16 protein-coding genes are annotated in these 24,597 nt (G+C 44.6%); 7 read left to right on the forward strand and 9 right to left on the reverse strand.

Features of this window, described 5'->3' with window-relative positions; translation table 11 throughout:
* Window positions 1–52 precede the first annotated feature (52 nt).
* The 6 genes from VRU48_RS02470 to VRU48_RS02495 form a co-directional block, all read right to left on the reverse strand.
* Complete coding sequence (locus VRU48_RS02470) at window positions 53–766, reverse strand: 3'-5' exonuclease (RefSeq protein WP_330106342.1); 714 nt, start codon at window positions 764–766, stop codon at window positions 53–55.
* A 116-nt stretch (window positions 767–882) separates the two neighbouring features.
* Window positions 883–2,274 carry an arginine decarboxylase gene (locus VRU48_RS02475; protein ID WP_330106343.1) on the reverse strand — a complete coding sequence of 464 codons (1,392 nt, stop codon included), beginning with the start codon at window positions 2,272–2,274 and terminating at the stop codon, window positions 883–885.
* Window positions 2,275–2,550: 276 nt separating this feature from the next.
* Window positions 2,551–3,009 carry a hypothetical protein gene (locus VRU48_RS02480; RefSeq protein ID WP_330106344.1) on the reverse strand — a complete coding sequence of 153 codons (459 nt, stop codon included), beginning with the start codon at window positions 3,007–3,009 and terminating at the stop codon, window positions 2,551–2,553.
* Between the two features lie 3 nt (window positions 3,010–3,012).
* A complete protein-coding gene (gene ctlX, locus VRU48_RS02485; protein ID WP_330106345.1) occupies window positions 3,013–3,927 on the reverse strand; it encodes a citrulline utilization hydrolase CtlX in 915 nt (304 codons plus the stop codon).
* A gap of 149 nt (window positions 3,928–4,076) precedes the next feature.
* Entirely contained in the window at window positions 4,077–5,525 is a 1,449-nt protein-coding gene (locus VRU48_RS02490; protein ID WP_330106346.1) for an arginine deiminase family protein, read from the reverse strand.
* A gap of 96 nt (window positions 5,526–5,621) precedes the next feature.
* Entirely contained in the window at window positions 5,622–6,941 is a 1,320-nt protein-coding gene (locus VRU48_RS02495; RefSeq protein WP_330106347.1) for an alpha/beta fold hydrolase, read from the reverse strand.
* 176 nt (window positions 6,942–7,117) lie between these two features.
* On the opposite strand from VRU48_RS02495, the gene argS reads away from it, so the two are divergent.
* Both argS and VRU48_RS02505 read left to right on the forward strand, forming a co-directional pair.
* Window positions 7,118–8,893 (forward strand): arginine--tRNA ligase, encoded by a 1,776-nt coding sequence (argS, locus tag VRU48_RS02500; RefSeq protein WP_330107749.1) that lies wholly within the window; start codon window positions 7,118–7,120, stop codon window positions 8,891–8,893.
* A gap of 78 nt (window positions 8,894–8,971) precedes the next feature.
* Window positions 8,972–9,736 (forward strand): sulfite exporter TauE/SafE family protein, encoded by a 765-nt coding sequence (locus VRU48_RS02505; RefSeq protein WP_330106348.1) that lies wholly within the window; start codon window positions 8,972–8,974, stop codon window positions 9,734–9,736.
* Between the two features lie 204 nt (window positions 9,737–9,940).
* Here the strand turns inward: VRU48_RS02505 and VRU48_RS02510 are convergent, their stop codons facing one another.
* The gene (locus tag VRU48_RS02510) at window positions 9,941–11,065 is read right to left on the reverse strand and encodes an AI-2E family transporter (RefSeq protein ID WP_330106349.1); all 1,125 of its coding nucleotides are present in this window, start codon (window positions 11,063–11,065) and stop codon (window positions 9,941–9,943) included.
* Window positions 11,066–11,288: 223 nt separating this feature from the next.
* On the opposite strand from VRU48_RS02510, the gene mnmE reads away from it, so the two are divergent.
* On the forward strand, window positions 11,289–12,650 hold the full coding sequence (mnmE, locus tag VRU48_RS02515; RefSeq protein WP_330106350.1) for a tRNA uridine-5-carboxymethylaminomethyl(34) synthesis GTPase MnmE: 1,362 nt from the start codon (window positions 11,289–11,291) through the stop codon (window positions 12,648–12,650).
* A gap of 20 nt (window positions 12,651–12,670) precedes the next feature.
* On the opposite strand, the gene VRU48_RS02520 is transcribed toward mnmE, so the two are convergent.
* Entirely contained in the window at window positions 12,671–13,669 is a 999-nt protein-coding gene (locus VRU48_RS02520; protein ID WP_330106351.1) for a helix-turn-helix transcriptional regulator, read from the reverse strand.
* 105 nt (window positions 13,670–13,774) lie between these two features.
* On the opposite strand from VRU48_RS02520, the gene VRU48_RS02525 reads away from it, so the two are divergent.
* The gene (locus VRU48_RS02525; RefSeq protein ID WP_330106352.1) at window positions 13,775–14,242 is read left to right on the forward strand and encodes a glycine-rich domain-containing protein; all 468 of its coding nucleotides are present in this window, start codon (window positions 13,775–13,777) and stop codon (window positions 14,240–14,242) included.
* A gap of 297 nt (window positions 14,243–14,539) precedes the next feature.
* Window positions 14,540–14,797 (forward strand): NAD(+)--rifampin ADP-ribosyltransferase, encoded by a 258-nt coding sequence (locus tag VRU48_RS02530; RefSeq protein WP_330106353.1) that lies wholly within the window; start codon window positions 14,540–14,542, stop codon window positions 14,795–14,797.
* A 36-nt stretch (window positions 14,798–14,833) separates the two neighbouring features.
* Here VRU48_RS02530 and VRU48_RS02535 read toward each other — a convergent pair whose 3' ends face one another.
* Window positions 14,834–15,409 (reverse strand): dihydrofolate reductase family protein, encoded by a 576-nt coding sequence (locus tag VRU48_RS02535; protein WP_330106354.1) that lies wholly within the window; start codon window positions 15,407–15,409, stop codon window positions 14,834–14,836.
* Window positions 15,410–15,697: 288 nt separating this feature from the next.
* On the opposite strand from VRU48_RS02535, the gene arr reads away from it, so the two are divergent.
* Both arr and VRU48_RS02545 read left to right on the forward strand, forming a co-directional pair.
* On the forward strand, window positions 15,698–16,102 hold the full coding sequence (arr, locus tag VRU48_RS02540; RefSeq protein ID WP_330107750.1) for an NAD(+)--rifampin ADP-ribosyltransferase: 405 nt from the start codon (window positions 15,698–15,700) through the stop codon (window positions 16,100–16,102).
* A gap of 463 nt (window positions 16,103–16,565) precedes the next feature.
* On the forward strand, window positions 16,566–24,593 hold the full coding sequence (locus VRU48_RS02545) for an MBG domain-containing protein (protein WP_330106355.1): 8,028 nt from the start codon (window positions 16,566–16,568) through the stop codon (window positions 24,591–24,593).
* Window positions 24,594–24,597 lie beyond the last annotated feature (4 nt).

A 24,597-nucleotide genomic window follows, 5' to 3' on the forward strand; every position in this document is an offset into this window, starting at 1 on the left:
GGGCCACAGGCCTTGGTATTTTTCCCTGTGCGCCACAGACCTTGGTGTTTGTTTACTTCACCAAAGTAATATTTTCTTCGGGAATTGCATTCAAGCCTTTAAAGCGCAACAGGATTTGTGCCGTTGTAATGACATCCTTTTGGCAGTAGGTAACAATGCGTGGCAGGTCTTTTTCTTTGTAGTACACCTCTTTAACCATGCTGCCGTCCATATCGTCTTTAGGCGTCGGAATGTTGAATATGGTAGCCAGGAGGTTAAGCGAGGTGTAGTTTTTGTAATCGCCAAATTTCCATAGCTCCATGGTATCAATGTGGTTGACCTCCCAAGGTTTTTTGCCTGCGATTTGCAACTGTGGCGGAATAGTAATGCCGTTGATCAGCATGCGGCGACACAGGTAGGGGAAATCGAACTCTTTGCCATTGTGTGCACAGAGCAGCTGATCGGTTCCTTGTTCGCCCAGCAATTTGGCAAAACCGGTTAGGATTTCGACTTCATCATGCCCTGCAAAAGAGCTTACTCTAAAATACTGTTGCTTGTTTTGTGTGTGAAAAAAGCCAATGCTGATGCAAATGATCTTGCCAAATTCGGCCCAGATGCCGGCACGGTCGTAGAATTCGGCAGCTGTAAATTCGTCTTTGCGCTGCAGCCTGGTTTTGTGCTCCCAAAGCTCCTGCAGGGTTGGGGACATTTCATCAAAATGTTCACATTGGGGTACGGTTTCGATATCGATAACGAAAACCTTGTTTAAGTTAACTTCTTTTAACATGAGCGTATTGTTTTTGATAGGTTATACAAGTTAACAAAAAAAGCCGAAGCTTTTTGCTGTACAACAAACCCTTAAACAAAAAATCCTTCTCGGTTGGAGAAGGACTGCTGTATTTTTTAGGTGTAACCCAGAATTTTGAGTACTTGCTTGCTGTTTTGCTCTTCTCCAAATACCTCGAAGTTGAAAGTTTCGTCTCTGTTGCGCCTGATAATCACGTGCTTCGGACTTGGCAACAGGCAGTGGTGTATACCGCCATAACCGCTCAATACCTCTTGGTAGGCACCCGTGTTAAAGAAACCCAGGTATTGCACCTTACGGGTTTTTGGCATAAACACACTGTTCATATGCGCTTCCTGGTTGTAGTAATCCTGACCGTCGCAGGTAATGCCTCCCAAGTTTACACGCTCATATTCTGCATCCCAATTGTTAATAGGCAATAGGATATATTTTTGATTCAAGGCCCAAACATCTGGCAGGTTGGTGATGAAAGAACCATCCAGCATCAGCCATTTTTCGCGGTCGTTTTGTTGTTTACGGCCCAATACCTTGTATAAAATGCCCGAAGCCTCGGCTACGGTGTATTTGCCAAATTCGGTAATAATATCTGGTTCCATCACCTCGTGCTCAGAGCAGATTTCCTTGATCCGTTTAACGATTTCGTTGACCATGTATTCGTAGTCGAAATCGAATACCAAACTGTCTTTGAACGGCATTCCGCCACCAATATCGAGGGTATCGAGATCAGGATTGATTTTCTTGAACTTACAATACAAGGTCACGTATTTCTCCAGTTCGTTCCAGTAGTACGGCGAATCGGTAATGCCAGAGTTGATGAAGAAATGGAGCAGCTTTACCTTAAAGTTAGGGTTGGTCGATATCTTGTTGTTGTAAAAATCGATTACATCTTCCAAACGAACGCCCAAACGCGAAGTATAGAACTGCGAATCAGGCTGTTCTTCGGCTGCGATACGGATGCCCAGGTTGCAAGGCGTATCCATTTCTACCTCGTCATCGTACAGGTTGAATTCTTCCTTGTTATCGAGTACCGGAATAATGTTTTTATAGCCGTCGTGCAGCATATCGATGATGTACTGCTTATACTGGTAGGTTTTAAAACCGTTGCAGATTACCGTAATGCTCTTGTCGAGCACGCCTTTTTTCTCCAATGCATCGATCATCGGCATGTCGAAAGCAGAAGAGGTTTCCAAGTGGATGCCGTTTTTGAGGGCTTCTTCTACAATGTGCCTAAAATGCGAGCTTTTGGTGCAATAACAGTATTTGTAATCGCCACGATAGTTGTTCTTGATAATAGCCGTCTGGAACAACAGTTTGGCCTGTTGTATCTTCTTGCTTACCATGGGCAAATAAGTGAAACGCAATGGCGTGCCATAGGTTTCTATCATTTCCATTAAATTTAGATCGTGAAAGTATAGCTCATCGTCTATAACGCTGTAGCCTTCTTGCGGGAAGCCTACGCTCAGATCAAGAAATTCGGAATAACTCTGCATTTATTTACGTTAAATAATTTTTGCAAAAATGTAATTTTAAATTGAGAATTATCCGTTAAAAACAAATTTTTTATGCTGCGAAGCAGTCATTAGTTCTAGGGTTCATAGCTCATTAGTTCATTGTTTGGATGGTTCATCAGGTTAATGGCCACTAACTCATTTGGCCATGTGAAGATTATTACATCAAATTGGAAACAGAGCTATGGCTAAGAAAGGGGGGTAATTGGCACGAATTAATTGGATATGCCTTAGATTTCGCAGGTGTATTTGGCGATTTTACCGCTTTAAGGCACCTTCCTTAAAATAGGACGAATTGAGTGGAATGGAGCTGATATCGCGCGCCAAAACAACAATTTCAGCAGGGTTTTCTACGCCTTCTTTTGCGCTGAAACTGATTTTGTATTGCTGGTATTGGTTGGTGTCGAGCAAAACCGTTTTCACAATGATGCCAATCTTTTTGCCCAGGTTAGGCAATTCTTCTTTCAACGGTACGCGTTCTACGTTTTTGATCACCACATCGAGTTGCGAAACCACCGAATCTTTTTTGTTGAATTTACTTCCCTTTAACTGTACATTTTCGTTCTCCATCAGGATATCCTTCAGCTCAAAGCTCAAAACCTGGTTGGCATGCTGAATGAGGACGGGCGGATTGTCGACAGACGTTTGATTGGTCGAGGTACAAGCGTGTAGCAACAGACAAGTAAACAACAAAGATAAGAGAACGCGTGTATTCATGGTTTAAGGTTTAGTTGGCAAATGGACTTCAGCCAGCATGCATCGGGCACTGCCACCACCATTGGTTTCGATGGTGTATAGCGGGGCATAAACCAGGCTGCAATATTTTTCCAAAGCGCTTATTTGGTTTGGGTTAAGCGAGCGGTAAGCTTGTTCCGACATCACCAGCAAACTTTCGCCTTCCTTATTGCTTACTTGCAGCATATTACCGGCGAAATGGTTCATTTGGTCGAAAGTAATGGAAACGATTTCCTTGCCACTTTGGCTCAAACTGCCTCTTACCAAGGCCTGTTCGGTTGCATCAGGGATGGAATCGAAGCAAACCACGGCAAATTTATCGCCAATGCACATCATCACATTGGTATGGTAAATAGGGTAGCCGGTCGAATCGACGGCGTTGAAAACAATAGCCTGATAGCCGGTTTTTTCGCAAAAATCGTCCAATACTTCTTGGTTAGTTCTGAGCGATAGGCAGGCGTAAGCAATTTTGTGGTCGCGGTCGAGCACCAAACTGCCGGTACCTTCCAAAAACTGGTCACTATTTTCGTAAGTGCTCAGGTCGGTAATTTTGCTGATGCCGAATGTTTTGCCCAGGCTTTCGATAATATCTGATCGGCGTTCGGCCCTGCGGTTAACCGAAAACATAGGGTAGAGGATCACCTCGCCATTGTGGTGAAACGAAATCCAGTTATTGGGAAAGATCGAGTCGGGGGTTTCGGGTTGCAAAGTATCGTTAATTACCGTTACTTCTACGCCGTTGGCACGCAATAAGGCTACAAAGCCATCAAATTCCTGCAATGCTTTTTGCTGCACATCGCTGGCCGAATTGGCTTGCTGAAACTTGTTGTTTCCGGCCGTCTGTTCGTTAAACTTGAAATCGACAGGGCGGATCATCAAAATATGATTGGTTGTTTGCATCTTTATTTTATTTATTCATTGAGGGTACACTTGCGAAGTTTTTAAAACTTCGCAAGTGTTTTTCAAAGGTTAATTCATTGTTGAATTGCTCCATTGTTAAACTGCTGGATTGAACGTTTCAACTTTACAACGTTTCAACTTCCCAACCCCTAGCTCAAATCATCTCTCAAAATTGGCAGACTCATGCAGTGGAAACCGCCACGGGCCCTCGAAAGTTCTGCCGATGGCATCAGGATCAGGGTATCGGTTAGGGTATCGGCATTGGCTTGGCCACTTTCCAAATCCTGGATCAGGTCTTGCACCTTAACCACTTTAAAGCCGTTAGCCTCAAAGGCCTCTACCGTTTTGTCGTTGCGGTCGTAGCCCAAAACTACGCCTTCCTTAATGGCCAAGAGGTTACACGAATCAGTCCATTGCTCTCTCGAATCGTATGGGAAGGTATTGTTGCCGCTGTAAATGATTTTGGTAGGTTCGGTGCAACCCAAATCATTTTGACTGATGTCGTTAAGCAAAGCCTCTACGTGTTCGAAATATTTAGGCTCGCCAGGTTTGTTTTTATTGAACTGTATGGCTGTAGTAGCCTCCAATCTTTCAGGTTCCTTTAAGAAATTGATCGGTTCCGAAGCGTTGTATTTTGGCGAATGGGCAATCGAGTTGAGGATTACCCAGGTATTGCGCTTCACTTGTGTAAAAACAGTGTCTAAGTGCATGTAATCGCGTTTGCTCGGAATTTTAACTACGGTAACTTTCTCTACCACATCTTGTTCGAACAAGAGTTTGATGGCTTCGTTGGCACCTTCTTCAGAGGTTCTTTCGCTGCAGCCAATCAGCACGTGGTTGGGACTAACCATCATCACATCGCCACCTTCTAGCGTGGTGCGGTAATGGGTTTCTTCGCCTGGCCTTAAAAAATGCTGGGTAGGATCTGGTATTTCGATGATGTTGTTCTGGTATTCGGCAAAATACGGATGGTTAAAGAAAATATAACGCATCAGCAGGGTTTCGCGTACGCGGGCTTTCTTGGCCGGTTTGTTCAATAAGATATGCTTGTTGATGGTAGTGCCTACATCGCGGGTAAAAATAAGGTTGGGAATAGGCGCAAAAATCATCGTATCGTCGGCCAAAGTTCCCGAAATAAAAATCTCGGCCAGTTCTTGCGGTGCGGTATCAACCAATTTGAGCTGTAGTTTATAGGTACATCCCTCGATGGCCGCTACGGCTGCCACCAGTTTCTTTCTGATCGATTCGTTTTCCAAGATCTCTGCCAGCAGGTTTTGTACTTCTACAACCGCCTGCGAATTGTGGAACTGTGGGTCGTTGGGCTTGAAGAAAGCCCGGTTGGCCTCTTCAGAATCGATATGTGCCAATTTGCCCTTGATTTTTTCGGGATCGAGGAAATACATCAGCAGCTTTACATAATAGTCGTATTCGCCTTTGCGGATGGTATCGAGGTGTACAATGTCTTCAAATAGCCAATCTTGCGCCTTTGAAGGAACTACCTTGCCTAAACCGCTATCCGGACTATGGATCAGCAATTTACGTAGCCTACCGATTTCTGTATTTACCTTTACCTTGAAATTTTCGTTCTGTGCGCTCATATTTTGGTCTGTATAATGCAAAGCTATCAGATTTTTTGATAAAGAAAAGTCACAAGAGCTGAGGCGAGGCCAATTGGTTGAGGCCTAGGGTACTTGCTAGGGCTTGGCCAAAAAATCCAATACGGTTTGAGTAAACAAGGCCGGGTTTTCTTCGGGAACGAAATGCGTCTGCCCCTTTAAAATCAGCACTTGGGCATTTGGAATGCTCCTGCCGATCAACTGGGTATGCGGTTCTAAAATCAGGTCTTTTTCGCCGGCTAAGATCAGGGTCTTGGCGCTGATGGTTTTTAGGCTGGCCGGATCTATTTGTGGTTCGGTTAAAATCATTTGCAACAAACGAATGGTGACTTGGTCTTGTGGCTCGTTTTTGGCCTGTAGTTTAGCCAGGTCTTTTTTGGCCTGGTTTAAAATCTTTGTGCTCACCGCTTCTTCGCTGGGATTGAGGTTGGCGCCAAGTGCCACCAGTTTTTTTACATAATTGGGATGTTTCATGGCTAAGATCAGCCCGGTATTGCCACCATCGCTCCAGCCCACCACATTTACCTGTTTCAGTTTCAGGGTGTCGAGCAGGGTTTTCATGTCGTCGGCAAACTGGTTGTAAGAGAAACTGCTGCTTTGGGTATCCGTGCTTTTGCCTTGGCCACGGGTATCAACGGCTATGACTTGGTAGTGTTTGGCCAATTCTGGAATTTGCGCTTTAAATGAGGCAATAGAACCGCCATTGCCGTGCAACAGGAGCAAGGGTTCGCCCTGACCGTAGATTTCGTAATAGATTTTGCATCCCTGGCTATTGACGTATTGGCCACGACTGCTGTTTTGCCCATAGCGCTCAATGATTTTTCCCCCAGTAGCTGCAATGTGAATATAGCTGAGGTAACGCGGATCTTGGGTTTTTTCGAGGCTGATGCTGAGGCCTGTTTTGGTTTTGAGCGATTCGGTGCCCTTGTAATCTTTCAGCGGATTGGTTGCTTGTTCGAAATCGCCATTTGGCACTTCTATTTTGGTCCAGACGCCAGGTGCCGTTTCGATTTCGAGGCCGAAATTATCGTAATAAAAATTGCCATTGCCTTTGGTATTGATGTAAAGCCACATTTTTTGGGCATTGGGGTCTATCGTACCTTGGAGTTCGTAGTGATGCCAAGTGGTGTCGTTTTTGGCGGGCAGGCTGCCTTTGCCGGTATGGTTGATGAAATCGTAATCGCTTTTGCCCACCTGCAACATAAAGAAGCTGGCTTGTCCGGTTACATCGCTAGGCTGGTTCTTAATATCGACACTGGCTTTAAAGGCTTTGTTGACGAATTTTTTAACCGGTATTTCCTTAACCAGGTTAACATCAACAGTGGTATTGACTTGAGCAAATAGTGGAAGACCAAAAAATGATAGGCAGGCAATGAGCAATAGTTTTTTGTGGTTCATGGGGGTTATGTTATGGATTTTATTGCTGTATAGACAATGGATTTTTTAAAATGATGATGACATTTCTGCTTGTTGCAAGCTAATGTACGAAATAATTCGTAAATAAATAATCTCTTTTGCGGGTCGATTTGGTCTTGGGCTCTTTCAGCTTTACGCTTTATTCGCTATTTTTGGGCATGAATTTTATCATTACCGAAACGCTGAAGGCCATTAAGGAACTTTATAACGAGGAAGTTGCCGAAAGCGTAATCAACCTGCAAGAAACACGTAAGGAATTTGAAGGACAAGTAACCATTGTTGTTTTTCCGATTGTTCGATTCTCGAAGCAATCGCCCGAAGAAACCGCTAAGGCCATTGGCAATTATTTGGTAGAACGGGTAGAGGTGGTAAGCGGTTTTAATGTGGTAAAAGGATTTCTGAACCTGAGCATTGCCGATAGCTATTGGCTTAATTTGCTGAACAATGATTTGTTGAGCGCCGATTTTGGACAGATCAAGCCGAACGGTAAAAAGGTAATGGTCGAATATTCGTCGCCAAACACCAACAAACCTTTGCATTTGGGCCATGTGCGCAACAATCTGTTGGGCTATTCGGTAGCCGAATTGCTAGGCGCTGCAGGTTACGACGTAATTAAGGTAAACTTGGTTAACGATAGGGGCATCCATATCTGCAAATCGATGTTGGCCTGGCAAAAATGGGGCAATGGCGAAACACCTGAGAGCTCGGGCTTAAAAGGCGATCACTTGGTAGGCAAATATTATGTAGTATTTGATAAGGAGTACAAGAAGGAAATCGAAGCCTTGGTGGCTCAGGGACAAACTGAAGACGAAGCCAAGAAAAATGCACCGTTGATTAAGGAAGCGCAACAAATGCTGTTGGCCTGGGAGGCTGGCGACGAAGCGGTCATTGCACTTTGGAAAAAAATGAACGGCTGGGTTTACGATGGCTTTGCCGTCACCTACAAAAAGCTCGGCGTAGATTTTGACAAATATTATTACGAAAGCAATACTTACCTGTTGGGCAAAGACACGGTTGAAGAAGGCTTGGCCAAAGGCGTTTTCTTTAAGAAGGAAGATGGCTCGGTTTGGATAGACCTGACTGCCGAAGGCCTTGACCAAAAACTGGTGCTGCGTGCCGATGGTACCTCAGTGTACATTACCCAAGATTTGGGTACGGCCCAAATGAAATACGACGATTTCCACATGGACGAGTCGATTTATGTGGTAGGCAACGAACAGGATTACCATTTTAAGGTGTTGTTTCTCATTTTAGAGAAATTGGGCAAGAGCTGGGCCAAAGGCCTGCATCATCTGTCGTACGGCATGGTTGATTTGCCAAGTGGCAAAATGAAGAGCAGGGAGGGTACGGTGGTAGATGCCGACGACCTGATTGCAGAAATGATTGATACTGCTCGAGAAAAAACCGAAACCTTGGGCAAAACCAATGATTTTACCGAGGAGGAAAAAACAAAGCTTTACAGTCAAATCGGCTTAGGTGCTTTGAAATATTTTCTGCTGAAAGTGGAACCTAAAAAACGCCTGTTGTTCGATCCATCAGAATCGATTGATTTTCAGGGCAACACGGGGCCTTTTATCCAATATACCCATGCCAGGATCAAATCGCTGTTAAGCAAAGCGAATTACCAATTAACGGCTGACAGTTCGTTGTATAGCGTTGATTTGGCGCCTACCGAATTGGAAATGATCATGTTGCTGGCCAAATATCCTGAAGAATTGGTGAATGCGGCCAAGGCTTATAGTCCGGCGTTTATGGCCAACTACCTTTACGAAGTGGCCAAATTGTTCAACAAGTTCTATCACGAAACGCCGCCAATTGTAAGGGAAGAGAACCAATTGCTGAAACAACATCGCTTGAATATCTGCAAACTTACCGCCGATGTGCTTAAAAACGGTACGCAACTCTTGGGAATCCAGGTGCCGGAAAGGATGTAATTCATTGGTTCATTTGTTCACTGGTTCATTCGTCATTAGCTTATTGGAAACCGAAAACCGCCAACTTAAAATTGAGAAATGGCTCAAGAATTAGTGCTCCTTTGTTTGGCTGCTTTTGCGGCTGGTTTTATCGATGCCATTGTAGGTGGGGGTGGCCTGTTGCAAACGCCCGCTATTCTGCTTGTTTTGCCACATTACCCGGTAGCTACTTTGTTGGGTACCACCAAAATCCCTTCGTTGGCAGGTACCAGTATTGCGGCCTATAAATACAGCAGGCAGGTCAAGTTTAACCTCAAAGTATTGGTGGCTTGTGCGTCGATGGCATTTTTGGCCGCCTTGTTGGGCGCCTATTCGGTAAGTATGATCAACAACCAGGTGATTAAGCCTGTTATTTTGGTGGTGCTTATTGGTGTAGCCGTTTATACTTATTTCAACAAACAGTTCGGTATCCAGAAGCATAAGAACCATTCGGCTGCTAAACAAGTGGCTTTGGCGGCAACATTCGGATTGGTTATTGGCTTTTATGATGGGTTAATCGGTCCGGGAACGGGTTCTTTTCTGATTTTGGTGTTCATCGCCGTGCTGGGTTTCGATTTTATTGGGGCCAGTGCCCATGCCAAGATGGTTAACCTGGCTACTAACCTGACGGCTATTCTCTATTTCAGTTCTACGGGCCATATTTTGTTCCAATATGCTTTGCCTATGGCCGTTTTTAATATTGCCGGTGCATTTTTTGGTGCGAGGCTGGCCTTGCTCAAAGGCAATAAGTTTGTGCGTATATTTTTTTTGATTGTGGTATTTGGAACGATATTGAAGTTTGCTTTCGAGTTGCTGAAACGGTAGCTTGTTTGTTAAAAAGGTGACCACCTTAGACCCCTAAGTTAGCCTAAGAGTGGTTTCCAATTGTGAACTGCACACTGCCAACTGGAAACTTCTTTTGTGGAATTAACCACCTGAGGTACCTAAGTTCGCCTAAGAGTGGTGTGTTGACTATGTGGTGTTCAATTGCAAACTGCTGACGGAGAACTGCCAACTGAAAACTGTCAACTATTCTTTATCGATCACGCCAGATTTAGTGTGTACAAGGCTCTTTTTCCTGAATTTGGGAAAGCTCATCGGGCTTTTGCTCGGTCTTTCGTCGCCTAATAGAACACCCCATTGCTTAAACGATTCGGTACGGTCGAAAATGATTTTGAGTACCGCAATGATGGGCAGGGAGAGGAACATGCCGGAGACTCCTGCTATGGCACCGCCAATGAGTACGCCCAAAATAGAAAACAAGGCATTTATTTTTACCTTAGAGCCCACAATACGTGGCATCAGGATGTTGTTGTCTAAAAACTGAACGGCTGCAATGACGCCCAGCACAGTTAATACCGGCCAAAGTTCGGTCGATGAAGTCAGCGTAAGCAAGACGCCAATCACGTTGCCGATTAAGGCTCCTACATAGGGGATAAGGTTCAAAATGGCAAAAATAACCCCGATAAGCAGGGCGTGTTTAATGCCGAAAAGCATGAGCAAACCACCCAAAAGTATCGTCATGTAGGTAATTTGGATGAGCAATCCCACTAGATAGCTTTTAATGATCGATTCGGTTTCGAAAACCACTTCCTTCACTTTGGGATGGTCGTGTGTTTTGAACCACATAAAAGTGAAGCGCAATAAAATGTCTTTATAGAACAAAATGAGGTAAATGTAAATCGGCAAGAGACCCACAAATACAAAAACGCCACTTAGGGTCACGGCAGCGCCACTGGCCGCACGACCACCCATGGCCAGTAGGTCGTCGCTTTTTGTTTTGATGAAATCTTCCTGCTTGGTGATTTCAACCCCAGAAATTTCTTTGATCCATTCTTTGAGCGATTGTAGGTGATTGGCTACGTTTTGCTTGATCTGCGGAAAATCGTCGACCAAAATGCCAATCTGTGCCGAAAAGAACCAGACGATTCCCGCAATGAAAATCAGCACAAAAAGAATGGGCAGGATAATGGAAATGGATTCGGGTATTTTATGCCTCCTTAAAAAGCGATAGATAGGCAGGAGCATAATGCTGATGAAAAATGCCATGATAACCGGCATAATGATGTCGCGACCCAAAATCAGGATGGCGGCAACGAGCATTACGCCTAATAGTTCAATAGATCGCCTTACGGTTAGTGGTAGTTCCTTCATAAATAGCTGTTGTGTTTCCCCTAGTGTAACACGAATATAGCAAATTTGTTTGCGCCTTGGGTTCATTAGTTCATTGGCTCATTGGTTCATTAGTTCATTGGTTCGCTTGGCATTGGTAGTTGGAAATGTTGATTGATATTCTTCCTTCCTCCTCAAAACCTTCCGCCTTTTACCTTTCTTTGGTCTTTAATTTGCCTATCTTTGCATTCTTCCATTCACACGCATGAGCTACACTACAGATACCATTATTGCTTTGTCTACGCCTCCCGGAAGTGGCGCCATTGGCGTTATCCGTTTGTCGGGGCCAGATGCCGTTAACCTAACCAACCAGGTTTTTAAGGGTAAGGATTTGACCCAACAGGCTACGCATACCTTGCATTTTGGACTGATTAAGGATGGCGACAGCATCATCGACGAAGTAGTGGTAGGCCTGTACATTGCCCCCAAATCGTATACCAAAGAAAATGTGGTGGAGATTTCGTGTCATGGTTCCAATTACATTATTCAGCAGATTTTGAATTTGTTGATCAGGAAAGGGGCGAGGGCAGCCAAGCCGGGCGAGTTTACCTTGCGCGCCTTTTTAAACGGTGCTTTCGATTTGAGTCAGGCAGAGGCTGTAGCCGATTTGATTGCCTCTGACAGCAAAGCTTCGCACGATGTGGCCCTGCAACAGATGCGTGGTGGTTTTGCCAACGAATTGAAGGATTTGCGCGAACAGCTGATCCATTTTGCCTCGATGATTGAACTGGAACTCGATTTTGCGGAAGAAGATGTGGAGTTTGCCAACCGTGAGCAATTGCGTAGTCTGATTATGCAGATCAACAAGGTTTTGTATCGTTTGATTGCCTCTTTCGAGATGGGCAATGTATTGAAGAATGGTGTGCCTATTGTAATTGCCGGTAGACCAAACGTGGGTAAATCTACTTTGCTCAATGCCTTGCTGAACGAAGAAAGGGCCATTGTGTCTGACATTGCCGGTACCACCCGCGATACGATTGAAGACGAGCTGAACATTGAGGGCGTGATTTTCCGCTTTATTGATACGGCAGGCATCCGCGATACGGCCGATGTGATTGAAGCCAAAGGTGTGGAACGTACCTTGGAGCGTATGAAACAGGCCAAGCTGATTATTTATATGGTTGATGCTTTGCAAAGTCCCGAAGAACTGGAAGTGCAATTGGCTGAACTTAAACAGTTGGGTATTCCTTACTTGGCGCTTATCAATAAGGCCGATTTGCTGACACCTGAAAAGCGTGAAGCTTTTGAGCAACAGGAAGTCCTGTTTTTAACGGCCAAAGAGCGCGTGGGTATAGACGAACTGAAGCAACAATTATTGGCCAAAGTTAACCTGCATCACATCAATACCAGCGAAACCTTGGTGAGTAACATCCGCCATGTAGAAGCCCTTAAAAACACCGAAACCGCCCTACAGCGCGTACTGCAGAACATTGACAATCCCGTTACCTCCGATTTCTTAGCCATGGATATTAAGCAGGCCCTGCATTACCTCGGCGAAATTACCGGTACGGTTACTACCGATGATTTGCTGGAGAATATTTTTAGTAAGTTTTGTATCGGGAAGTAGTTGGATTGTGAAAAGTTTAGTTACCTATATTGTCTAATAGTGTCTCTAGCAATTTCGACAATTTTATCTGCTAATGATTGTGGCTCTAAAACCTTAACCTGCTTTCCATATCCTAAAATGATTCCAACTAATTCAAAGTTAACAATTAGATTAAGTTCGATCGTAAGCCCACTGTTATTATCGCTAATAATTTTCTGTGAATGATGTAGGCTTTGAGTTTTTATATATTTTCCTTCATTGTAAGTAAATTTTAAAATAACTTTTTTAACGATTTCTTCTTCTAAATTAATGCCAATACAATGAGTAAGATATTGCTTAATATCGATTTTTGTGTTTTTTATGTAAATATCGACTGCTTCCTCAAGTTCTTTAATTCTGTCAAAAGCATAAGTTCTAATTTCCTGTTTCCGATCATTCAAAGCAATTACATACCATCTGTTTCTATATTCTTTAATAAAATAAGGATGAATGATATGAACATCAGCGGTTTTGCTTTCAAATTTTTGGTAAGTTAATTTTAATGCTTTTTTGTTTTGAATAGCATTGATTATAGTGTCCATAAACTGTAAGCCAACAGAAACTGGTGTCTTTTCAAACTCTATAAAATCTAGAATACTCTCATGATTACTTTGTTTTGCTCTATTTACAACTCTGATTATCTTATCGATTGTTGTTGTAAATTCATTCATGAGAGGTATATATTGATATTGCTTTAGTGTTGTTGCCGCAATCTCTAACTTTTTAATGTCAGTTTCTGTAAGAGGGAGTTTGTCTATCGAATAATCTAGGTCACTATAGTAGTATCCCTTATTTGTTTTACAGAACTTAATGGGCGCAAAATATTTTAATTGTTGCGAATGTCGCATTAAACTTATGTCGTAATCCAAGGTTCGTTCACTTATATCTATATCAATTTCTGAGATTTTTTCTATCAGCTTTTTTTTCTGCCAATAGCCACCATTCGAAAGACAGCTATTAATTACCTTAATTCTTGAGATTTGTTGTTTGTTTTGAGACATTAATTTAGAGTTTAATTAGGAAGTTAAATAAAAAAAATTACGACGCAAACTGGTTGCGTCATTCAGTTCTATTTTAGCTTTTAATAATTAATAAATTTTAAATAAATGGAAACATTAAGAATTGAAACGGCAAAGCCGAACTTTATGGAGGACATTGAGTCATTGGACTTCTCAATGTTAAAATTAAAACTTCAAGACAAAGATGAAGGACAAGGTTGGACAATAGTTCAATGTAATGATGCAGAGTATCAATACAAAAGATTTTTGGCTCTTAAACGTATGTATCCAGATAAAGATATTGTGCCAAATGGAGCAATAGATAAATTTTGGCATCAACATATTCTAGATACTGTCCAATATGCAGAAGATTGCGAGCAAATATTCGGATATTTCCTGCATCATTTTCCATATTTTGGAATGAATGGAACGCAAGATGCTCAAAACTTAACTGACGCTTTTGAGGAAACTAAAGATTTGTATTATAAATATTTTGGAGAAGAATATGTTGGAATGGCTAAAAGATGTACTGCACCTAAATGCAGGACACAGTGCAAACCAATGAAGTGCAAATAACTTTAAGTCTAACATCATATCAAATTTTATGAATTTTAACGACTGCCCCTTTGAATAAGAGGGGCTTTATTTTTGAATGAATATTAAAACTCATATCACGCCTTTACAAAAGAATAACGGCCATCTATATTTAAAATCAAACGATTTGTTAAAGGCGCATTTAGCAATTTATCTCTTATAACTGCCACTTAAATTTGCAACAAGTTAAGGTGTAGCTTAATTTTGGTTGAGCTAATTCCTATAAAATACACCCAAAAATAAATATATCAATCCCAAAACGAACAGCCTTTAGCGCCAATGTACAGCCCTTTTGCACAAGCCTTTTTCCATGGTACCAAGGCCGATCTTAAAATTGGCGATTACATTGGTCCAGGCTTTCAATGCAACTATGCCGATAGGAAACTAAGCCATGTGTATGTCGCAGATACGCTAATAGCTGCTATTTGGGGTGAAGAACAGGCCCAAGACAATGAAAACGAAATTAACAATTTTTATATGTTGGTACTGTGGTATTTAATGTTAAACCATGTTTTAAACAGTTTGGTGTGCGATTAATATACCTTACCCTGACTAAACTACGAGTTTTAATGATTAGCTTTCTCGTTTCATTTCATGATGCAGGCATACCACTCCGGAACTGAACACTTGAGTTTTTACGAGGTTAAGTTGTTGCTTTGCTTGGACGTCTGCAAAAACAGGAATGCCTTCGCTCAGTAGTACCGGATTAACGAACAGCCAGCATTCATCAATAAGGTTTTCTTTAAGCAAAGCATGGGCTGTACTTGGACTTCCGAATAAAAGGATTTCTCCGGTTGTTTCTTGTTTGATTTTGCGGAGTTCTTCCGGATAATTCGCTCCGATGACGGTTGTGTTAGTGAATTTTGTCTGGTCTAAGGTATTTGACAGCACTATTTTGTGCGCAGTTTTGTACCAAGCAGCATGTTCGATGTCGTGTTTGCTTGCGCCTGGCTTGTCGGCAGCGGTAGGCCAGTAGCTTTCCATCATCTCAAAGGTGATTCGACCGTATAATGCGGTATTTGTTGCGGCAATCCTCGTTGCTACATAGTCGAAAATTTCCTGGTCTACATGGATCCAGTTCATTTCGCCCTTGGGGCCTGCTGCAAAGCCATCGAGTGAGCAATGCATGAATAGTACAATCTTTCCCATTTTTTTCTACTTACTTTGTGTTCAATACAAATCTCGGATATTTGTAGCGGATTTGGTTGGTTTAAAAAGACAAATCTTGGGTGCATTCAGGACAAATGCGTTGGTTGCAGAATCCAAGATGTTTGCGTTATGTATATTTTACAATTGGATAATTTTTTGATAGCTAAGAAACGACTCGCAATCCATACCTTATTATAAATTTGCGAGATGTTGTTGCAGGCGGTAACTTTATCTTAAGCTAATCCCTAAAAAATGCACCAATCCCAAAACGAACAGCCTTTAGCGCCGATGCACAGCCCTTTTGCACAAACCTTTTTCCATGGTACCAAGGCCGATCTTAAAATTGGCGATTACATCAGTCCGGGCTTTCAATGCAACTATGCCGATAGGAAGCTAAGCCATGTGTATGTGGCGGCTACGCTTACGGCCGCCATTTGGGGTGCAGAATTGGCCCAAGGCGATGGCAAACAACGAATATACTTGGTAGAGGCCACCGGCGAAATTGAAGACGACCCCAACGTAACCGATAAAAAGTTTCCAGGAAATCCGACGAGGTCTTATCGCTCGGTGCATCCTTTTAGGGTAATAGGCGAGGTGGCTAGCTGGGTTGCGCATACGCCAGAACAGGTTAAGGCCATGCAAGATGGTCTCGAAAAGCTAAGGGAGCAAGGACTAAACCATATTATTGATTGACGGACGGCCTTACATAGCCAATTAATTAGCAGAAAATTTTGAGGCATTGCGTTTCAACAAAATGTGACCGTATAAATCTACGGGCAGCTCGTTGTAGGTCATAAAATCGTTATTGATTAATCCTGCGTTAAGCCAAAGTTATAAGCAATGTAAGCCCTTGGGCACCTGTAACTCCTTTATTTTTAAAATATTGTCCTGTTTTATAAAACAGGACAAAATGCTGCATGTCAAGTGCTTTTTTGTTTCGTAGTTTTGTTTGCAACAGTTAGGATGTAACTGTTGCAAACAAGCTAAATATGCTCGATCTGAAACGCTCCACTCTCACACTTTACTTTTCTTTTTCGGTTCTACGGATCTCGCATGCCATTTCTTCTGTAAAAGGCGTTCAACCTATTTTTTGTTGACCAAAGTCCAGGGAAATAGCTTGTTGGCTATTACATCATGAAAATGTAGAACAACAATTATGAAAAAGAATCTTACCCTATTTCTTTTATTGCTTTTGCTTTGCTTAAACTCAAGAGCGCAGACTACCCAAACATTTAACTATACCGGCAGCCAGCAAACATTTGTGGTGCCCGGCTGTGTATCAGAAATTACCATTACCGTTTATGGCGGCAAGGGCGCAAACGGTGGAGGCTCCTCTGTAGGCGCCCAAGGCGGCGCTGGTGGTTTTGGCGCAAAGGTAAAAGGCACTTTTTCGGTTACACCAGGCCAAACCTTTTCGCTTTACGTAGGTGGAGCAGCCAATGGTGCCAGTGGTGGCTACAACGGCGGTGGTAGCGGCAATACAGGTGGCCAGGGTGGCGGTGCCGGTGGTGGCGCCAGCGATGTAAGGCTAAATGGTGTTGATCCGTCTAACAGGATTATTGTAGCAGGCGGTGGTGGTGGCGGTGGTAACGCCGGCTGTCATCAAGGCAGTTTCAATGGCGGCAATGGTGGTGCCGGTGGTTTGGCGGGTTCAAATGGAGTTGATGCAACCAACGGTGGCGGTGGTGGCGGCGGCGGCGGTATAGTTGGTGGCCTACAGGCGGGTGGTGTACATAGCGAAGTAGGATGCCATGCGGGATATGTGGGTATTGATGGATCCACTGGTTCAGGAGCAATTGGTGGTGCCGGTGGTTTGGGCAGCGGTGGCTTAAATCTATGCTCTTCGATTGGATTAAGCGGGATTGGCGGCGGTGGCGGCGGCGGCGGTTACCTAGGTGGTGGCGGTGGTGCTGGTGGTTCTGGTAGTACGCCATCCTGTCAAACGTTGGCCTCTGGCGGCGGTGGCGGCGGTGCTGGTGGTTCTAACTACCTCGATGCCGCATTTACCAATACATCAACCGAAATTTCTACTTTTACAGATGGATTAATCGAAATTACTTATACCGTAAATACTCCGGCACCTTTGCCTGCAGGATCAACGGCACAAAATATTTATGTATCGGGCACATTGGCCGATTTACAAGTTACCGGAACCAATCTCAAATGGTATGATGCATCGGCAGCGGGCAACCTCTTGCCTTCAACTACTGCACTGGTTAACGGCACTACCTATTACGTTACACAAACTATTGGCAATTGCGAAAGCGCCTCTCGTTTGGCCGTAACGGTAACTATTTTGCCTAATCCGGTTGTTTCCATTTCCAGGTTAAATACATCGCCTACCAATGCGGCTTCGGTTAATTATCGCGTGGTATTTACAGCGCCTGTAACAGGGGTAGACGCAAGCGACTTTACTTTGGTTTCAACGGGCGTTACTGGTGCAAGTATAGGTACGCCCACGGGCACCGGAACTACCTGGGATGTCCCTATAACGGGCATCGTTGGAGAGGGTAGCCTAAGACTTGATTTTACCAATATTGCTGGGGTAGTGCCCAATGCGCAAGCGGTTTTTACCAGTGGAGAGGTGTACAGCATCGATCGCATTGCTCCGGTTTTGCCAACAGGTTTGGTGGCCACAAAAGGCAATCAGCAAAACGTACTGAACTGGAATGCCAATATAGAAAGCGATTTGGCATCGTATAAGGTATATGGCGGTACATCGGCCAGTCCAACTACCTTGCTTCAAACCATAGCTTCTGGAACTACTAGTTATACGCATACGGGTTTAACCAATGGAACAACTTATTATTACCGTATTACAGCGCTTGATGCCTTGGGTAACGAAAGTACTGCAACTGCCGATGTATCGGCTACGCCTCAGGCGCCACAAACCATTACTTTTGCGGCTACTGCTCAAGCCAATTATGGCGATGCTGATTTTGATTTGGGTGCAGTAGCTACTTCTGGATTGCAGGTTGTCTATACCACCAGCGATGCCAATGTGGCTACGATAGTGGTTGGTAAGCTCCATATTGTAGGAGCCGGAACGGTGAGCGTTTATGCCAATCAGCCAGGAAACAATGCTTTTACTGCGGCGGTTCAGCAAACACAGACCCTTACCATTAACAAGGCAACCCTGACTTACAATGCCACGGCAAGCAGCAAAGCGTTTGGTGCCGTCAATCCGGCATTTACAGGCACGGTAACCGGCTTTAAATATGGCGAGAGTCAAGGTACCGCTACAACAGGTACTTTGACTTTTGGCAGCACGGCTACAACGCTGAGTCCGGCAGGTAGCTATCCAATTACGGGTAGCGGATTGAGTGCGGCAAATTACCTATTGGTTCAGGCCGCAGGCAATAGCAGTGCTTTTACCATTAACAAGAAAGCCATTACGGTAACGGTTGATGCAAAGACCAAAACTTACGGCGATACCGATCCGGCGTTGACTTATACTTTTAGTCCGGCATTGGAAAGCGGCGATAGTTTTACAGGTAACTTGTCCCGTAACACAGGCGAGGCTTTCGGCACTTATGCCATTACGCAAAACAATTTGGCCTTGAGCAGCAATTACGATATTACTTTCAATGGTGCCAACCTGAGCATCGGCAAGAAAGCCATTACGGTAACAGCAGATCCAAAAAGCAAGACCTATGGCGATACCGATCCAGCCCTAACTTATACTTTTAGCCCAGCTTTGGTAACTGGCGATAGCTTTAATGGAGCCCTAACCAGAGATGCAGGAGAGAGTGTAAATAACTATGCCATCAGACAAGGCAGTTTAGATTTGGGCGTCAATTACAATATCACCTATGTGGGTGCTAATTTAAGCGTGGGTACTAAAACCATTGCCATAACCGCTACCGCCAATAGCAAAACCTATGGCGCTGCCGATCCGGCTTTGGCTTATACTTTCTCGCCAGCCTTGGTAACCGGCGATAGCTTCAGTGGGGCATTGACCCGTGATGCAGGCGAAAGTGCAGGAACCTATGCCATTAGACAAGGTGGCTTGAGCTTAAGCACAAACTACACCTTAAACTTTACCAGTGCCGATTTCACCATTGGTACCAAAGCCATTGCCGTAACCGCTACCGCCAATGGCAAAACCTATGGCGCTGCCGATCCGGCCTTGGCCTATACTTTCTCGCCCGCCTTGGTAAGTGGCGATAGTTTCTCTGGAGCGCTAACCCGCGACGCAGGCGAAACCGTAGGAACTTATGCCATTAGGCAGGGTAGCTTAAGCTTGAATAGCAATTATGTATTGAACTTTGCCACTGCCGATTTAACCATTGGCAAGAAAGCCATTACCGTGGCTGTTGATGCAAAGACCAAGACTTACGGCGATACCGACCCGGCTTTGACTTATACCTTTAGTCCGGCATTAGTTAGTGGCGATAATTTTACAGGTAACTTGGCCCGCAACACAGGCGAAGCTTTCGGTACTTATGCCATTACGCAAAACAGTTTGGCCCTGAGCAGCAATTATGATATTACTTTCAACGGTGCAAACCTGACCATCGGCAAAAAGGCCATTACGGTAACGGTTGATGCAAAGACCAAAACTTACGGCGATACCGACCCGACATTGACCTATACTTTTAGCCCTACATTAGTTAGTGGCGATAGTTTCACAGGTAACTTGGCCCGTAACACAGGCGAAGCTTTCGGCACTTATGCCATTACGCAAAACAGTTTGGCCCTGAACAGCAATTATGATATTACTTTCAACGGTGCAAACCTCACCATTGGGAAGAAGGCCATTGCCGTAACAGCAGCGGCGAAAAGCAAAACCTATGGCGATACCGATCCTGCTTTGACTTATACCTTTAGTCCGGCTCTGGTAACTGGCGATAGTTTCAGTGGTGCTTTAACCCGCGATGCAGGCGAAACCGTAGGCGCTTACACCATCAAGCAAGGCAGCTTGGCTTTAAGTACCAATTACGATCTCACTTATACTGGCGACAACTTGACCATTGGCACCAAAACCATTGCCGTAACCGCTACAGCCAACAACAAAACCTATGGCGCTGCCGATCCAGCTTTGGCCTATACTTTCTCACCAGCCTTGGTAACCGGCGATAGCTTCAGTGGCGCTTTAAGCAGGGATGCAGGCGAAAGCGCAGGAACCTATGCCATTAGGCAAGGTGGCTTGAGCTTAAATGCAAACTATGTATTAAACTTTACCAGTGCCGATTTCACCATTGGCACCAAAACCATTGCCGTAACAGCCACGGCCAACAGCAAAATTTATGGAGCTGCCGATCCGGCTCTGGCCTATACTTTCTCGCCAGCCTTGGTAAGTGGCGATAGTTTCTCTGGAGCGCTAACCCGCGATGCAGGCGAAACCGTAGGAACTTATGCCATTAGGCAGGGCAGTTTAAGCTTGAATAGCAATTATGTATTGAACTTTGCCACCGCCGATTTAACCATTGGCAAAAAGACTGTTGCTATAGCTGTTGATGCAAAAAGCAAAATCTATGGTGCTGCCGATCCGGCTTTGACTTATACTTTTAGCCCTGCTTTGGTAACTGGCGATAGTTTCTCGGGGGCTTTAACCCGCGATGCAGGCGAAACCGTGGGAACCTATGCCATCAGACAAGGAAGTTTGGCGCTGAACACCAATTATAACCTTGCTTACACAGGCGAAAACCTAACAATAGGCAAGAAGGCAATTGTGTTAACAGTTGATGCAAAGGCTAAAACCTACGGTGATATCGATCCGGCGCTGACCTATACCTTTAGCCCTGCTTTGGTAACCGGCGATAGTTTCTCTGGAGCTTTAACGCGCGATGCAGGCGAAAGTGTAGGAGGCTATGCCATCAGACAGGGAAGCCTGGCTTTGAGCACCAACTACGATCTCACTTATAACGGAGCCAATCTTGTTATTGCCAAAAAAGCGATTGCAGTAACCGTTGCAGCGAAGAACAAAACTTACGGCGATGTTGATCCTGCGCTGACTTATACCTTCAGTCCGGCTTTGGTAACTGGCGATAGTTTCAGTGGCGCTTTAACGCGCGATGCAGGCGAAGCAGTAGGAACCTACGCCATTAGGCAGGGTAGCTTGACGCTAAGTACCAATTACGATCTCACCTATACTGGCGAGAACCTGACCATTGGCAAGAAAACCATTGCAGTAACAGCCGTTGCGCAAAGCAAAACCTATGGCGATACCGATCCAGCTTTGACTTATACTTTTAGCCCAACATTAGTAACCGGCGATAGCTTCACAGGTTCATTAAGCCGTGCAGCTGGCGAAGATGTGGGTACTTATGCTATTGCGCAGGGAACATTGGCCTTAAGCAATAATTACATTTTAAATTATACGGGTGCCAACCTGAGCATTGGTGCCAAAACCATTGCCGTAATGGCCGTTGCGCAAAATAAAACCTACGGCGATATTGATCCTGCGCTTACTTATACTTTCAGCCCTGCACTAGTAACCGGCGATAGCTTTAGTGGTAGCTTAACCCGTGATGCAGGTGAGAACGTAGGCACTTATGCCATTAAACAAGGAAACTTGGCCTTGAGTGGCAACTATGCGTTGACTTATACGGGTGCCAATTTGGTTATCGGAGCTAAAGCCATTGCCGTAACGGCCGCCACGAAGAGCAAAACCTACGGTGACGTGGATCCAGCGCTGACTTATACCTTTAGTCCAACTTTGGTAACTGGCGATAGCTTTAATGGAGCCCTAACCCGTGATGCAGGCGAGAACGTGGGCACTTATGCCATTAAACAAGGAAGTTTGGCTTTAAGCGGTAACTATGCGTTGACCTATACAGGTGCCAATTTAACTATCGGAGCTAAAGCCATTGCCATAACAGCAGCGGCAAAAAGCAAAACTTACGGTGACGCAGATCCAGCCCTGACTTATACTTTCAGTCCGGCTTTGGTAAGTGGCGATAGCTTCAGCGGAAGCCTAACCAGAGATGCAGGCGAGAACGTGGGCACTTACGCCATCAAGCAAGGAAGCCTGGCCCTAAGTGGTAACTATGCGTTGACTTATACCGGTGACAATTTGGCTATCGGAGCCAAAGCCATTGCGGTAACAGCAGCAGCAAAAAGCAAAACTTATGGCGATGTAGATCCAGCCCTGACTTATACTTTTAGCCCTGCGCTAGTAAGCGGCGATAGCTTTAGCGGAAGTCTAGCCAGGGATGCAGGCGAGAATGTAGGCACTTATGCTATCAAACAGGGAAGCCTGGCCTTAAGCAGTAATTATGCGCTGACTTATACCGGTGCTAATTTGACTATTGGTGCCAAAACCATTGCAGTAACTGTCGCTTCGAAAAACAAGATTTACAATGATGTTGATCCGGCCCTGACTTATACTTTCAGCCCTGCGCTGGTAACCGGCGATAGCTTTAGCGGTAGCTTAACCAGAGATGCAGGCGAGAACGTAGGCACATACGCCATTAAGCAAGGCAGTTTGACCTTGAGTGGCAATTATACATTGACCTTTACAGGTGCTAATTTGACCATCGGAGCCAAAACCATTGCCGTAACGGCAGCAGCCAAGAACAAAACTTATGGCGATGTTGATCCGGCACTGACTTATACCTTCAGCCCTACACTAGTAACCGGCGACAGCTTTAGTGGCGCCTTAACGCGCGATGCAGGCGAAAATGTTGGTACCTATGCCATCAAACAAGGAAGCTTGGCCTTAAGCAGCAATTATGCGTTAACCTATACTGGGGCCAATTTGGTTATCGGAACCAAAGCCATTGCTGTAATTGCCGATACGAAGAGCAAAACCTATGGCGATGTTGATCCGGCACTGACTTATACCTTTAGTCCGGCTTTGGTAAGTGGCGATAGCTTTAATGGAGCCCTAACCAGAGATGCAGGCGAAAATATAGGCACCTATGCTATCAAACAAGGAAGCTTGGCCTTAAGTAGCAATTATGCGTTGACCTATACGGGTGCCAACCTGAGCATCGGCAAGAAAACCATTACGGTAACTGTGGCGGCTAAGGCTAAGACTTACGGCGATGTAGATCCAGCCTTGACTTATACCTTTAGTCCGGCATTGGCTTCTGGCGATAGCTTTAGCGGTGCCTTGAACAGGGATGCTGGCGAGAACGCAGGTACCTATGCCATTAAGCAAAATACCTTGGCCTTAAGCAACAATTACGTGCTGAATTATGCTGGAGCCAACCTCAGCATTGCCAAAAAAGCACTTGATGTTACGGCAGCCGGTTTGAGCAGAAATTATAACGGACAGACCTTTACAGGTGGCAATGGGGTTACCTATGCTGGCTTTATTACCGGCGACAATGCAGGCAACAGCTTAACTGGCACACTTGCTTATGCCGGAAATGCACAAGGAGCAATTAATGCGGGTACTTACAGCATTACGCCAGGGGGACTAACTTCGGCTAATTACCAACTGAATTTTGTTAGCGGTACTTTAACCGTAAACAAAGTGGCACTTACGGCCAAAGCCGATGATAAAGCCCGTTGTTTTGGGCAGCAGAATCCAGCCTTTACCATTACTTATTCAGGTTTTGTAAATGGTGAATCTGCTTCGGCACTGGGTACTGCTCCATCGGTAACCACTCCAGCCAATGCCAGTTCACCGGCAGGTGGTTATGCCCTTACTGTTGCTGGAGGCCTTGCTACAAACTACACTTTCCAATATCAAAATGGCACACTCACCATAAATGTATTGCCTGGAGTGATGATTGTTTCGAGCAAAGGCAATACCATTAGCAAAGGCACTACTACGCAATTGAATGCCAGCGGAGGCACAACTTATACCTGGGCAAATGCCAGTGGCATCATCAGCGGACAGAATACGGCTACACTGAGCGTTCGTCCGTCGGTAACGACCACCTACACGGTTACGGCTAGCAATCCTACAGGTTGCAGCGATGTAAAAAGCATCACTATCGAAGTAATTGAAGACTTTAAGGTAGAGGCAACCAACATCCTTTCGCCAAACGGTGATGGGGTAAACGATAAGTGGGTAGTCGAAAACATCGACTTTTATCCAAATAACGAAGTCAAGATTTTTGATAAATCGGGTAGGATACTCTACAGCAAAAAAGGTTACGACAACAGCTGGGAAGGTACCGTAAACGGCACGCCGCTTAGCGAGGGAACCTACTTCTATATCATTGATTTTGGACCAGGCAAATTAAAACAAAAAGGCTTCATTACCATTGTGCGCCAAAGTAAATAACAAC

Origin of the sequence: Pedobacter albus (genome assembly GCF_036324255.1) — a bacterium.
Lineage (GTDB): Bacteria > Bacteroidota > Bacteroidia > Sphingobacteriales > Sphingobacteriaceae > Pedobacter > Pedobacter albus.

What these genes read in the sequence shown, in the direction of transcription:
- arr (WP_330107750.1), top strand. Translation starts at nt 15,698, where the DNA reads ATGCACAGCCCTTTTGCACAAACCTTTTTCCATGGTACCAAGGCCGAT.
- VRU48_RS02505 (WP_330106348.1), top strand. Translation starts at nt 8,972, where the DNA reads ATGGCTCAAGAATTAGTGCTCCTTTGTTTGGCTGCTTTTGCGGCTGGT.
- VRU48_RS02490 (WP_330106346.1), bottom strand. Translation starts at nt 5,525, where the DNA reads ATGAGCGCACAGAACGAAAATTTCAAGGTAAAGGTAAATACAGAAATC.
- argS (WP_330107749.1), top strand. Translation starts at nt 7,118, where the DNA reads ATGAATTTTATCATTACCGAAACGCTGAAGGCCATTAAGGAACTTTAT.
- VRU48_RS02520 (WP_330106351.1), bottom strand. Translation starts at nt 13,669, where the DNA reads ATGTCTCAAAACAAACAACAAATCTCAAGAATTAAGGTAATTAATAGC.
- VRU48_RS02495 (WP_330106347.1), bottom strand. Translation starts at nt 6,941, where the DNA reads ATGAACCACAAAAAACTATTGCTCATTGCCTGCCTATCATTTTTTGGT.
- VRU48_RS02470 (WP_330106342.1), bottom strand. Translation starts at nt 766, where the DNA reads ATGTTAAAAGAAGTTAACTTAAACAAGGTTTTCGTTATCGATATCGAA.
- VRU48_RS02525 (WP_330106352.1), top strand. Translation starts at nt 13,775, where the DNA reads ATGGAAACATTAAGAATTGAAACGGCAAAGCCGAACTTTATGGAGGAC.
- VRU48_RS02545 (WP_330106355.1), top strand. Translation starts at nt 16,566, where the DNA reads ATGAAAAAGAATCTTACCCTATTTCTTTTATTGCTTTTGCTTTGCTTA.
- VRU48_RS02510 (WP_330106349.1), bottom strand. Translation starts at nt 11,065, where the DNA reads ATGAAGGAACTACCACTAACCGTAAGGCGATCTATTGAACTATTAGGC.
- VRU48_RS02475 (WP_330106343.1), bottom strand. Translation starts at nt 2,274, where the DNA reads ATGCAGAGTTATTCCGAATTTCTTGATCTGAGCGTAGGCTTCCCGCAA.
- VRU48_RS02480 (WP_330106344.1), bottom strand. Translation starts at nt 3,009, where the DNA reads ATGAATACACGCGTTCTCTTATCTTTGTTGTTTACTTGTCTGTTGCTA.
- ctlX (WP_330106345.1), bottom strand. Translation starts at nt 3,927, where the DNA reads ATGCAAACAACCAATCATATTTTGATGATCCGCCCTGTCGATTTCAAG.
- VRU48_RS02530 (WP_330106353.1), top strand. Translation starts at nt 14,540, where the DNA reads ATGTACAGCCCTTTTGCACAAGCCTTTTTCCATGGTACCAAGGCCGAT.
- mnmE (WP_330106350.1), top strand. Translation starts at nt 11,289, where the DNA reads ATGAGCTACACTACAGATACCATTATTGCTTTGTCTACGCCTCCCGGA.
- VRU48_RS02535 (WP_330106354.1), bottom strand. Translation starts at nt 15,409, where the DNA reads ATGGGAAAGATTGTACTATTCATGCATTGCTCACTCGATGGCTTTGCA.